Genomic DNA, 12,255 nt, shown 5'->3' with positions numbered 1-12,255 from the left:
TGGTCGAGAAAGAAGACATTCTCTTTAACTAAAAGTGAAAACTGTCAAACTTGGGATGAAGCTGTAAATCTTGTAAAACCAATACTAGCAATAAAAGATTAGAAGCTTGATTTTGTTAGTGAATAAAAAAGAAGAAAGCATACATTAGTTCTAGAGTTAAGCAAGGTTTTATTTTACACCGGAATTATTAATAAATGGGGTCTTTCGCTAAATTAGAACGCACAACTTCTTTATTTATATGATACATTTCTAGAATAGATTTTACTAAATCACAAAACCATTCAGGAGCTACAGGTGATACAAATATTTTATCAATGAGGATATCTAGATCCACTTCTATATAATATCCCATCTCATCTATTTTGGCATAAGAAAATAATACCCCATTCTCATCAGGCCCAACTAGATCCATGAAGGGATAAATCACTCTTAGCTCTTGTTCATATTCAAAACTTTTTCTTTTATGTAAATAAGAGTAAATAATATTATTTTCAGGAATATGATCGTTGTCGTAATCGATGTATTTTACTTCTCCAATAAAAACAGGTTTGGAAGTATTTTTGAAACTCTCTTTTAATCGATTGATTGTTGTCTGGATTGCAATACCTTCATTGCTTTTTAGATATAATTTCCACATTGCTGCTGATTCATAATTATTAATGTGCCAGCAGTTAACATTGACTTTATTACGATATTCTCTACAGGATTCGCTATGTCTTTGCAATATGTCATCGATGTAATCCTCATGTTGACGAAACATCTCTTGCCTAGATTTGATATTGGCTTTTGTAGTCGACCCTTCAAAAGAATCTGATAGTCTATCAGATCTGCAAAAGAAGAGGGATTTTTTATCCAGCATAGATACGAATTTAGTAAAATCTATGTATCTCCATATTTTAGTTGAGCCATCGTGAGAAATCTCAAATGTTGAATGATTTTCATACACAAATATACCTTCATAATTAAAAGTTCTCTTTTGAGTTTTATCATATATGTCACTTGTAGTTTATCTGTTTCGATAAATAAAAAATAAATTTCGTAAGAAATAATCACTATTAACTAGAAATTGGAGAATGTATTGTTCAAACTAGATTAAAGCAGAGATTAGCACAAATCGTTTTTAGTATATGTATTCAAATATAATTGGCTCATATTCTAGCCCAAAAATGAGATTACAAATATATTACAACTTTTACACGGATGATACCATGAGGGAATTTATCGACCAGCTCAGGAAGAACGGGAAACTTGTTGAGATCACAGAGCCTGTTTCAAAGGTGTTCGAGGCACCACGTATTGCAAAGAAAACACCCGGAACGGTGCTGTTCCATGACATCGACGGCAACAAGGCCATCATGAACGTGCTCGGTTCAAGGGATGAACTTGCAACAATGTTCGGTGTGGACAAGGACAAGATTATCAAGAGACTCTCGGAAGTATCTCCTGATGGTGAGGTCGTTGTCGTTGAGCATTCACCTACCATGGAAGTCATCGAGGATGAGGTGGACCTTACCAAACTGCCTATAATGACACATTTCGAGAAAGATGCTGGACCTTACATCACAGCGGGGGTTGTCGTCACAGAATACGAAGGCGTGATGAATGCAGCTATCCACAGGCTTCTTGTTGTGGACAAAACACGACTTGCCGCACGTCTTGTAGCTCCGAGGCACAGCTATGTAATGCACAAGAAAGCATCAGACAAAGGAGAAAAACTCCCTATAGCAATCGTAATTGGTGCTGAGCCAACAGTAACCTTCGCATCCACAACACGCGTACCTGCAGGAAAGGAATTCCACTATGCTGCTGCGCTTCGTGGTAAACCTGTGGAACTCTTCGAATGCAGCAACGGTATAAAAGTGCCGCATGCAGAGATAGTTCTTGAAGGTTACATCGACCCGAAGGAAAGAGTGGATGAAGGACCATTTGTAGACATCACAGGCACCTACGACCTTGTGAGACAGGAACCTGTCATACATATAACCAGAATACTGCATCGTAAAGACCCTATTTACCATGGAATACTTCCTGCAGGACCAGAACACCTTTTGATGATGGGCGTTCCCTACGAACCAAGGATATTCAACGCTGTGAGCGAAGTCACCACCGTAAAGAACGTGGTGCTCACAGAAGGTGGCTGCTGCTATCTGCATGCAGTGGTGCAGATCGAAAAACAAACCGAAGGTGACGGTAAGAATGCCATCATGGCAGCCTTTGCAGCACACACCAGCCTGAAGCACGTGGTCGTGGTCGATGAGGACATAGATATCTTCGACCTAAATGACGTTGAATTTGCCATTGCTACCAGGGTTAAGGGTGACATGGACGTGATGATAATACCAAACGTGAGAGGAAGTTCACTCGACCCTAGAGGAGCACCTGATGGAACCACGACCAAAATGGGTATTGATGCAACTAAGGTGCTAAAAGAAGCTCAGAACTTCGAACGTGCAAAAATGCCGGAATAACCTTAAGGAAACAGTGGGATAAAATGTATCTTACAGCAGAAGAAGAAAAGACCCTTGAAGGAGAATACGGTCGTAGTCTCCAGAAAGCAATAGAGATCCTTGTTGCACTGGGAGATATCTACGGTGCTGACAGACTCATACCTGTAAAGAGCGCCCAGATAGCAGGAGTATCATATAAGACAATGGGAGACGCAGGTCTTGAATGGGTCTCCGACCTTGAGGGAAAAGTGAAGATACCTTCAATACTCAACCCTGCCGGAATGGACATTACAAGATGGAAAGAGATGGGTATCGACCCGGTTTTTGCAAAGAAACAACAAGATATCATAGAAGCTTATTCAAAACTTGGGATCCAGACAAAATGTACATGCACACCTTATTATCTTGAAGGGTTTGACGTTAAACTGGATGACCATATCGCATGGAGCGAGTCCTCAGCAGTATCCTATGCAAACTCTGTGATAGGTGCAAGGACAAACCGTGAAGGCGGACCTTCAGCCCTCTCCGCTGCGCTTGTGGGAAAAACTGCAAATTACGGATACCATCTCGATGAGATGAGGGAACCTGTAATTGCCGTGGAAGTCGATTGCAATCTTTCAGGATCTGATTACGGCGCCCTTGGTTACGTTATCGGAAAAACTGTGGGAAGTAGGGTGCCCATATTTTATATGAAGAACGAACCTTCAAAAGATGAGATGAAATCTCTCGGTGCAGCACTTGCAGCATCTGGGGCTGTGGCACTCTATCATATAGAAGGTATCACGCCTGAGGCTGCCAGAAACAAATTCACTAAACCTGATGAGATCATTCCTGTTGAAAGAGGACAGATAGACGAGGTTTATGAAACTAACAGAGACATACTGTCAAGTGAAATAGTAACTGTAGGATGTCCACACTGCTCCCCTGAAGAACTGGAAAAGATAGCACTACTCGTTGACGGAAAGAAACTTCAAAAAGAAATGTGGGTCTGCACTGCAAGGGAAGTTGCAGAACGTTATCCTGACCTTGTGCAGAGGATCGAGAAAAGCGGTGCAAAGGTCGTGTGTGACACCTGTATGGTGGTATCGCCTGCCACGAACAAGTACGTGTCCATAACTGTGAATTCAGGAAAGGCGCTTGCCTACGTACCAAGCATGTGTAAAGTAGCCGCGAAGTATGCGAGTATAGAGGACTGTATCAAAGAGGCAGGTGTCATCGATGAAGATTAGTTGCAGAACCATTTCCAGAGGCGTTGCAAAAGGCGAAGTACTCCTGACACACGATGCAATATCATTCCTTGGTAACATTGACCCTGAGACAGGGGAGGTCGTTGAACCCCAGCACGAGCTCTACGGACAGTCCATTGCCGGAAAGGTCCTTGTATTCCCACATGGAAAAGGTTCTACTGTAGGCTCATATGTCATTTATCAACTTTTCAAGAACAATGTTGCACCTGCTGCAATGATAAATCTTGAATCAGAACCTATTGTGGCAGTGGGAGCCATAATATCAGAAATCCCTCTTGTGGACAGGCTGGAAACAGATCCGTTTGAGATTTTAAAGAACGGTGACAGAGTAATCGTGAACAGCTCAGATTCCTTTGTAGAGATTAACACAATTTGAGATTGAAATTCATGGATGTCTCTTTTCGCTGGAATAAGAAGAATGCATACAGCCTTGCGGCGCTTGCTCCCCTTGTTCCAGGTGCTTTACAGGCCAAAGAACCCCATGATGGAATAATGATATACAGCTTTGCCACCAGACAGGCTGAATCTATCTTTCGGGAAGTAAATAAGGCAAGTACTGATTCTATTTATATAGCAGGCGGACCGCATCCATCTGGTGCTACCGAGGAAACATTAGAGTTTTTTGACTACGTGGTTGTTGGAGAAGGAGAAGAAACGTTACCTGAACTAATAGATACTATAATTTCGGGCAAAGATGTTTCCCAGGTAAAGGGAATAGCCTATAAGGACGCTAATGGCAAAACCACTCTCACTGACAAAAGAGACCCCGTTGACCTTGATAAGTATCCATGCTTTGACCCAAATATCCTTAGGTCACCCCTTGAGATAAGCAGAGGATGCCCTTTCAGGTGCAAGTATTGCCAGACACCTCGACTATTTGGAGGGAAGGTTAGGCATAGAAGTATTGATTCAATAGTCAGTTTTGCAAAACATTACAATGATCTTAGATTCACTTCATCCAATGCCCTTGCATACGGAAGTGACGGCATCCATCCAAGGCTTGACAAGGTTGAGAAATTGCTTTCCACCCTGCACCGTATTGATGGAAAAGAGATATATTATGGAACCTTCCCTTCCGAAGTCAGGCCGGAATTCGTCACTGACGAGTCGCTGGAACTTATCACAAAATACTGCACCAATACCAAATTGAGCCTGGGTGCACAGTCCGGAAGTGACCGGATTCTCAGAAGTATCCTGAGAGGACACACGGTTGATGACGTTGTTCGAAGCATTGAACTCTGTTTTAATCATGGAATCACCCCGATTGTGGATTTCATGGTAGGATTTCCTGATGAGACGGAAGAAGAACAAGAAATGAGTCTTGAACTCATTCAGTGGATATGCAAAAAGGGCGGTCATGTTCATTCACATTATCTTACACCACTTCCGGATACACCTTATGCAAATGTCACGACTTCACCCGTCAGTAACCGTTACAGGAAAGTAATGGGAAAAATGGCGTTGGAAGGAAAAGTTACGGGTTCATGGGAATGAATATCATCCATCCAGCCTCTCATAGATATCCTTGGAGGAATATGTTGAAAATGCAACCACAAATGCAAACTTGCATGATGTAGCAAAGACTATCTGTATATCGCTATGGAACAATACAACCGCAAGCAAAAGTGGGGCTGCGGTTTGTCCTGCGTATTTCATGATATTAAACACTGATACTATGCCTCCCATCATCCCAGGCGGAGCTACCTGGGTTGCAAGAGTGTTAAGCTGGGGCTGCACCATCCCGAAACCTGCACCGAATACGAGTAGCAGAGCTAGTATCTGATTAAGAGAGGAAGCGAATATGAGACCGCCCAGAGATAGTCCTGTCATGCCAAATCCTGCCATTAACAGCTTTCGTTTCCCGAACCTTGCTGAAAACGACCGTGCACGAGAAGAGATACCTGCCATTGCTATGCCTTCGACCCCAAGTGCAAGTCCCGCCTGAATTGAAGTGAAACCATAATTGTCCTTGAGTATGAACAGAACGTAGATGACCATTGTATAAAGCAGGAAGAAAATGGAAAAACTAAGTATAATAGTATTAAGTATCCTGAATTCTGCAAGAGCTTTTATTATAGACTGTTTGTCTTTGCTTCTGTTCTCATGAGAATTCGTTTCTGGAAGTGCAAAAGCAACGATAATAGCAAGCTGAATGCTGAGACCATAGAAGAGAAATGGTACATTCCATGCATAGGAAGCAAGTATACCACCAATCAGCGGTGCAGACACTGCTCCGATACCAGTGATCATGCTCATCGTCCCCATGGCATTGACCCTGTCAAGACCTGTGTAGAGTTTCCCTACCATTGTCATGGCAATGGGCAACATTCCTGCTATTCCAATACCTTGGACGAAACTAAAAGCCAGAAGTGTTGTCATATCTGTTGAGAAGTAACATGCAACACCGGCAACTCCGTTTAAGAGCAGGCAAGGGGCAAGAATATTCTTGCGGCCCACACGGTTAGTGATAAAACTCACAACGATTATGAAGAGAACTGTGGAGAAAGTGTACATTTCAAGTACAAGACCAAGAGCTTCACGGGATGGGTTCAGCGGTTCAACCATAAACGGAAGTACAGGGGCATGCAAAGCCTCGGATGACATTGAAAAGAATGCAACAAGACAGATCAACGGAAGATTCAGTTTTCCTTTCTGCCGAATACATCATTTTTTCAGCTTAAACGAGTAATCATTTTTTGACCTTATGCTCAATGAAGTCACCATTGAATAAAACAAAGACTGTAATTTCCTCACCTTTGTTGAACTTCCTCATTTCCCTGTCATAAACACTCTGCACATGTTTGAGACCGTTTCTTGTGAAATGATCTTCTGTCTTTTTGAAGAATTCTATTACCTGCATAAGAAATCCTGTTTCATAGGATTTTATCTGTAGGGCAATCTCTTTAGACTCATCATCGCTGATTTCTGTGTGATAACACCCATGCAGACCTATTCCACCTATCTGCCTCCAGTCAACATTGCCATCCTCATCTGGTTCGCGATGCAGCATGTAAGGAAAGAGACTGCATATCAGAGGACGCTGTTCATAGATAGAACATCTATTACCATTAAGGAAGGTACATGAACCATCTTCTTTTATTTTGAGTGCATAACCGGAAACATAAAAGTGCCCATATTGGTCGCATAACTCATAATAAGGAGCGGGTTCCAGAGAATCCGCAGACAAGTCCTTTATTCTGATTGAATCAGCGGTGAGAAGGAAAACATGATCATTGAATTCCCGGGTGCAGCAGCGTCCGCAAAAATCACATTCAAAACCAACTTCCTGTATTATGGACAGCAATTTATCCATTGGGTAATCCTGTACACACTTAAGCTCATCGTTTAATGCTTTAAGCTGTTTCTCAATTGGTGAAGTAACCTCGATCAACTCCTAATATAATAACTGCCATAATCTCTGCTTTCTAAAAGCAATTTTGGTCCGATTTTCCGCAACCTTTAATAATGAGCATTACGTCTAGAAGTAAACTCACGACTAGAATTATATATCTAGGTTAAACTTAAAAATTACAATTAATATTATCAAGAGGATTTATCATGGGCAAGACAGGCAGCATTGAATGGGTAAAAGTAAAAGGACGTAACGGCAGAGCAATTAAGGTTCAGAAATCAAAAGCAGGGAAAGCACACCCAGGACCAGCACAGAGATTTTCATCATCAGGTGCTAAGAGAAGATTCCTTCGCAGATCTCCAAAAGCACTTGTAAAGTGAGTTAGCTCACTTATCATTAACACTTTTTATTCTTTTTCTTGCAATTATATTTGTTTTTTTAGTTTGATCGGAGTTCATTATTTCTTTGCGCATATCCGATACGCTTATATAGAACTACAAACATTAAAAAACGACCTAAAACAAATATCATTCTAATTTCATACACATAGGAGGATAGACAATTATGGCAGGACAGATGGCAGGACAGCCAATTTTCATATTAAGAGAAGGAAGCCAGAGAACCAGAGGCAGAGACGCACAGAGCAACAACATCATGGCTGCTAAAGCAGTCGCTGAAGCTGTTAGAACAACACTTGGACCAAAAGGAATGGACAAGATGCTTGTAGACAGTCTCGGAGATGTAGTCATCACAAACGACGGTGCAACCATTCTTAAAGAAATGGACATTGAGCACCCTGCAGCAAAGATGATCGTGGAAGTAGCCAAGACCCAGGACGATGAGGTCGGTGACGGAACAACCACAGCTGCTGTAATTGCTGGTGAGCTTCTCAAGAAGGCAGAAGAGCTTATTGAGCAGGATGTACACCCAACAATCATCGCATCCGGTTACAGAATGGCTTCACAGAAAGCTGGAGAGATAATTAAAGCACTCGCAAGGTCCGTTACCATAAATGACAGAGAAATGCTGTTAAATATTTCCGGTACAGCAATGACTGGAAAGGGTGCAGAGGCAACAAAGGAAGTCCTTGCAAACATCTCAGTTGATGCTATTATAAGCATTGTTGATGAAGATGGCAAGGTAGACATGGACAACATCAAGATCGAGAAGAAGGTCGGAGCACGTATCGAGGAATCCGAGCTTATTACAGGGATGATCATTGACAAGGAACGTGTCCACACTAACATGCCAAAGAAAGTAGCCAACGCAAAGATCGCACTTATCAACACGGCAATCGAGCTTAAAGACACAGAAGTAGATGCTGAGATATCAATCACCTCACCTGAGCAGCTTCAGTCTTTCCTTGACCAGGAAGAGAAAATGATCAAGGACCTTGTTGAGAAAGTAGTCAACAGCGGCGCAAATGTCGTATTCTGTCAGAAGGGAATCGATGACATGGCACAGCACTACCTTGCAAAGGCAGGCGTCTTCGCAATCAGGCGTGTCAAGAAGAGTGACATGCAGAAACTTGCAAGAGCAACCGGTGCAAAACTTATCACAAACGTTGATGAGATAACAGATGCTGACATGGGTAAGGCAGAACTCGTTGAAGAGAAGAAGATTGGCGGCGACCCAATGACCTTCGTCACAGGATGTGTCAATCCAAAGGCAGTCTCAATCCTCCTCCGTGGCGGAACAGAGCACGTTATCGACAACATTGAGAGAGCACTCAACGACTCACTCAGAGTAGTTGGTGTAGCAATCGAAGATGAGAAGCTTGTAGCTGGCGGCGGATCTCCGGAAGTTGAAGTTGCACTCAGACTTCAGGAATACGCAGCAACCCTCAGCGGAAGAGAACAGCTTGCAGTTAAGGCATTCGCAGAAGCTCTTGAAGTAATTCCAAGAACCCTTGCTGAAAACGCTGGTCTTGACCCAATCGACATGCTCATGGAACTTCGTGCACACCACGAGAAGGGCATGAAGACAGCAGGCCTGAACGTCTACGAAGGAAAGGTAATCGACATGTGGAAAGCAGGCGTAGTTGAGCCACTTAGAGTAAAGACCCAGGCAATCAACGCAGCTGCTGAATCCGCAGTCATGATTCTCAGGATCGATGATATTATCGCATCCAGACAGGGATCCGCAGGACCTTCCGCAGAAGACATGGTTCCAGGCGGCATGCCACCAGGAATGATGGGCGGCATGGATATGTAAATATCCAAAAATAATAAAATATAAACACAAACTCATTTGCGCAGGTTCTTCTGAACTCTGCGCAAAACTGCTTTTTTTTGAATATGATTTCTGTGATTAAGTTTAAAATGAGATTACTCAAGACATTTGAGTATGTCTTTTGAGTCATAGACAGGAGCTACATATCGAGTTCTCCCACGCGTACCCTTACCAGAAAAATCCGCATCAATGAGTCTTGAAGCATACATTTTTTCAATGATTTCATAAAACCGGGTATACCCAAGTCCGGTGATTTCATGGAACGATTTATAGAGCTCACCAGTCTGCAGACTGTTATCCTTTGCAATCATTCCAAGTAATGTTTTTTCATGATCAGAAAGTGATTTAATATTACGGCATAGATGCAGCAGTCTTGAAGCCTCATATGCTTTGTCAACATCTTCAACAGAAATAATCCTGCTTGCTCTTCTCTCAGCATTAAGGCCAGACCGTTTCAGAAGATCAATTCCAATCCTCAAGTCCCCAGTCCTACCCACATAAGAAACAACCTTATCCTTTGCTTCATCAGATACCACATCCTGATAGAAAGCATGTTTTGCACGGTTGTCAATTATATCAGCAATTTCACTTAGCTCATATCGAGGGAATGCAACCTCCTCAGGCAAAAATACAGAACCAACCCGGGGATCAAAACTGTAAGGAATTCCCACATCACTTATTATCGCTATTACAGAAATTTTGGCCCCGGGATATTGCTCATGTGCCCTTAACAGAGAATACATCACCTCATCAGCATGTCCTTCCGGAAAAAGATAATTGATATCATCAAGTGCAACCACAAGAGTCTTGTTCGCATCCAGCAGATACTTTATAACCTTTTCAAAAAGCCTCCTGAATGCCACACCTGATGTTGGCGGATTGATGTGCACAAGCTGCTCATATATCCTTGAAACGACAGCAAATCTTGTGGAGTCCATCTGACAATTGACCTTTACAAAGACAACATTGTCAGTGTATTCTTTCATCTCATTGAATACCTTTATAACTGCAGTGGTCTTCCCGGTCCCGGGAGGGCCTTTCACAAGGCAGTTAACCGGGCGCATACCCCTCAAAGCAGGCTTCAGACTAAAACGAAGTGCCTGCATCTGGGAATCCCTGTGTGCGAAATACTCCGGCAGGTAGTCAAACTCAAGTATCTCTCCATTGCTAAAAAGAGTCTCATCCCACAGAAGCACATCCTTGCTCACTTTTAATTCCCCGTTTACCACTTTTTAATGATTGTTGCTGATCCTTAATTATAAATATAGCTAATATTAACTGATCAGGAACCAACATGTACTGCAAGTGGTCAGCTTGCAACACTAATATAATTATCGACGCATAATAACTTTTTGCTTTTATCCCACTTTTTATCCTATATATGAAAGCAAACCATATTGAACCAACTAAACAAGTGAAGTTATTTCTGAAACTGTTTTAACCAGGGTTTCAACCTCTTCTTCAGTGTTGTACAAAGCAAAAGATGCTCTTACAGTGCCATTGACGCCCAAGTGATTGATACTGGGCATTGCACAATGATAACCACTTCTCACACAGATACTACGTGTCTGGTCAAGTATCATAGCTACATCATGAGCATTCATCCCAACTACATTGAAAGATACTACTGCAGCCCGGTCTTTTGGACCATAGACCTCAACACCATCCAGCTCAGCAAGAAGCAAGGCAGTTTCCTTTGCAAGAGAGACCTCATGTTTTTCTATGGACTCAACACCAATCTCACTCACATATTCCACAGCACGTCCAAGGCCTATTACACCAGGAATGTTGGGAGTTCCTGCTTCAAACTTTGTAGGACTGAGTTCCATTTTAAAACTGTCATCGGTTACAGAGCTTACCATTCCACCACCAAGGAATAAGGGTTCAATGATTTCGGGCTCTTTTATGTATAACACACCAGTCCCCTGGGGCCCAAGTAAACCCTTATGCCCAGGGCATACAAAAAAATCAGGATCTAGTGACTTTATACTTAGTGGCATGTTTCCGGCAGACTGAGAACCATCTACCAGCACCTTCACACCATTCTTCCTTGCTATGTTAATTATCCCGCCAATATCCTGAATAGAGCCGAATACATTGGAAACATGGTTCACTGCTATAAGTCGTGTCCGGTCGTTGATGGATGAACTGATATCATCCGGATCTACAACGCCCTTAATATCAGGTTTAACAACTGTGACATCAATACCGGATTCTTTTAAACGCACCCATGGAAGCAAATTAGAGTGATGCTCCACAAGCGTAACTATAACATGATCACCTTGTTGCCAGGGAAAGCCACTGGAAACGATATTGATACTTTCGGTTGCGTTTTTTGTGAAGATGGTTTTTTCAACACCCATATTAAAAAATGATGCAACCGTTTCCCTTGCATCTTCATAGCGGTTTGTTGTTTCCCTTGCAAGTCTGTGGGCACCACGACCATGGTTAGCTGCATATTTGTAAAAATAATCTAGCATTGCAGATACAGCCTGTACAGGAGTCTGTGTTGTAGCTGCATTATCCAGGTATATAACTTCGTTTAATACCGGAAAGTCTTTCCTGATGGTAAGAACATCATACATACAAACCAATATGCAAAGAATATAAAAATAGGTTTTGCAGGCTATTTTGCCTGCACTCCGCCAACCATGAAGCGATAAAGCTCCATATCTTCGGCGTCGAGTTTATCTGCCGATACTCCACCGACTACTGCATGGCAGCCGTTGAAGGAATCAACCTTTCTATTTTTCTGTGGGTCTCTCATAATTTTACCTCCTGTCTCTCATTTAAGTTTCTCACCCGGTTAAACACTTGTATTAATATACACATTTTAATAATATTTATCGGTGTTTTCGGGCTAAACATGTATATAGTCACCCATCATATATAAATATTACTTTTTGAACATATATATTAGAGGAGGTTATCTAATCAGCTCCCAACCTCTTCCATTCTAATTAGACAAAACATTTTC

At 42.1% G+C, this 12,255-nt stretch carries 12 protein-coding genes; 6 read left to right on the top strand and 6 right to left on the bottom strand.

Translation table 11 applies throughout. The features are described from left to right. Nucleotides 1-187 precede the first annotated feature (187 nt). Nucleotides 188-946 (bottom strand): DUF2971 domain-containing protein, encoded by a 759-nt coding sequence (locus tag QZZ23_RS13930; protein ID WP_292471322.1) that lies wholly within the window; start codon nucleotides 944-946, stop codon nucleotides 188-190. Nucleotides 947-1,208: 262 nt separating this feature from the next. On the opposite strand from QZZ23_RS13930, the gene QZZ23_RS13925 reads away from it, so the two are divergent. From QZZ23_RS13925 to QZZ23_RS13910, 4 genes are read left to right on the top strand one after another with little or no spacing between them, the layout of a single operon-like run. Then, complete coding sequence (locus QZZ23_RS13925) at nucleotides 1,209-2,468, top strand: UbiD family decarboxylase (protein WP_292471320.1); 1,260 nt, start codon at nucleotides 1,209-1,211, stop codon at nucleotides 2,466-2,468. 23 nt (nucleotides 2,469-2,491) lie between these two features. Beyond that, nucleotides 2,492-3,676 carry an aconitase X catalytic domain-containing protein gene (locus tag QZZ23_RS13920; RefSeq protein ID WP_292471317.1) on the top strand — a complete coding sequence of 395 codons (1,185 nt, stop codon included), beginning with the start codon at nucleotides 2,492-2,494 and terminating at the stop codon, nucleotides 3,674-3,676. Beyond that, nucleotides 3,666-4,070 carry a DUF126 domain-containing protein gene (locus QZZ23_RS13915; RefSeq protein WP_292471314.1) on the top strand — a complete coding sequence of 135 codons (405 nt, stop codon included), beginning with the start codon at nucleotides 3,666-3,668 and terminating at the stop codon, nucleotides 4,068-4,070. Before QZZ23_RS13920 ends, QZZ23_RS13915 begins: the two co-directional genes overlap by 11 nt. A gap of 11 nt (nucleotides 4,071-4,081) precedes the next feature. Beyond that, complete coding sequence (locus QZZ23_RS13910) at nucleotides 4,082-5,188, top strand: TIGR04013 family B12-binding domain/radical SAM domain-containing protein (protein WP_292471312.1); 1,107 nt, start codon at nucleotides 4,082-4,084, stop codon at nucleotides 5,186-5,188. Between the two features lie 3 nt (nucleotides 5,189-5,191). Here QZZ23_RS13910 and QZZ23_RS13905 read toward each other — a convergent pair whose 3' ends face one another. Then, nucleotides 5,192-6,325, bottom strand: a complete 1,134-nt coding sequence (locus tag QZZ23_RS13905) for an MFS transporter (protein ID WP_292471309.1) — start codon at nucleotides 6,323-6,325, stop codon at nucleotides 5,192-5,194. A gap of 58 nt (nucleotides 6,326-6,383) precedes the next feature. Next, nucleotides 6,384-7,085, bottom strand: coding sequence for a YkgJ family cysteine cluster protein (locus tag QZZ23_RS13900; RefSeq protein WP_292471307.1), 702 nt, complete (start codon nucleotides 7,083-7,085; stop codon nucleotides 6,384-6,386). A 167-nt stretch (nucleotides 7,086-7,252) separates the two neighbouring features. Here QZZ23_RS13900 and QZZ23_RS13895 point away from each other — a divergent pair, with 167 nt between their 5' ends. Then, the gene (locus QZZ23_RS13895; RefSeq protein WP_292471305.1) at nucleotides 7,253-7,426 is read left to right on the top strand and encodes a DUF5350 domain-containing protein; all 174 of its coding nucleotides are present in this window, start codon (nucleotides 7,253-7,255) and stop codon (nucleotides 7,424-7,426) included. 184 nt (nucleotides 7,427-7,610) lie between these two features. Then, nucleotides 7,611-9,260: a thermosome subunit alpha gene (gene thsA / locus QZZ23_RS13890; protein WP_292471302.1), complete on the top strand. Its 1,650-nt coding sequence runs from the start codon at nucleotides 7,611-7,613 to the stop codon at nucleotides 9,258-9,260. A 113-nt stretch (nucleotides 9,261-9,373) separates the two neighbouring features. On the opposite strand, the gene QZZ23_RS13885 is transcribed toward thsA, so the two are convergent. The 3 genes from QZZ23_RS13885 to QZZ23_RS13875 all read right to left on the bottom strand — a co-directional run bounded on the left by QZZ23_RS13885 (nucleotide 9,374) and on the right by QZZ23_RS13875 (nucleotide 12,045). Further along, entirely contained in the window at nucleotides 9,374-10,486 is a 1,113-nt protein-coding gene (locus QZZ23_RS13885; RefSeq protein WP_292471300.1) for an ORC1-type DNA replication protein, read from the bottom strand. 198 nt (nucleotides 10,487-10,684) lie between these two features. After that, nucleotides 10,685-11,863 (bottom strand): cysteine desulfurase, encoded by a 1,179-nt coding sequence (locus QZZ23_RS13880; protein ID WP_292471298.1) that lies wholly within the window; start codon nucleotides 11,861-11,863, stop codon nucleotides 10,685-10,687. 41 nt (nucleotides 11,864-11,904) lie between these two features. Continuing rightward, nucleotides 11,905-12,045, bottom strand: a complete 141-nt coding sequence (locus tag QZZ23_RS13875) for a hypothetical protein (protein ID WP_292471295.1) — start codon at nucleotides 12,043-12,045, stop codon at nucleotides 11,905-11,907. Nucleotides 12,046-12,255: the final 210 nt, after the last annotated feature.

Source organism: Methanolobus sp. (assembly GCF_016278385.1).
Lineage (GTDB): Archaea > Halobacteriota > Methanosarcinia > Methanosarcinales > Methanosarcinaceae > Methanolobus.
Note: the sequence above shows the minus strand (reverse complement) of the source record. Positions and strands in the feature narration are given on the sequence as shown.

What these genes read in the sequence shown, in the direction of transcription:
- thsA (WP_292471302.1), top strand. Translation starts at nt 7,611, where the DNA reads ATGGCAGGACAGATGGCAGGACAGCCAATTTTCATATTAAGAGAAGGA.
- QZZ23_RS13875 (WP_292471295.1), bottom strand. Translation starts at nt 12,045, where the DNA reads ATGAGAGACCCACAGAAAAATAGAAAGGTTGATTCCTTCAACGGCTGC.
- QZZ23_RS13895 (WP_292471305.1), top strand. Translation starts at nt 7,253, where the DNA reads ATGGGCAAGACAGGCAGCATTGAATGGGTAAAAGTAAAAGGACGTAAC.
- QZZ23_RS13910 (WP_292471312.1), top strand. Translation starts at nt 4,082, where the DNA reads ATGGATGTCTCTTTTCGCTGGAATAAGAAGAATGCATACAGCCTTGCG.
- QZZ23_RS13915 (WP_292471314.1), top strand. Translation starts at nt 3,666, where the DNA reads ATGAAGATTAGTTGCAGAACCATTTCCAGAGGCGTTGCAAAAGGCGAA.
- QZZ23_RS13925 (WP_292471320.1), top strand. Translation starts at nt 1,209, where the DNA reads ATGAGGGAATTTATCGACCAGCTCAGGAAGAACGGGAAACTTGTTGAG.
- QZZ23_RS13880 (WP_292471298.1), bottom strand. Translation starts at nt 11,863, where the DNA reads ATGTATGATGTTCTTACCATCAGGAAAGACTTTCCGGTATTAAACGAA.
- QZZ23_RS13920 (WP_292471317.1), top strand. Translation starts at nt 2,492, where the DNA reads ATGTATCTTACAGCAGAAGAAGAAAAGACCCTTGAAGGAGAATACGGT.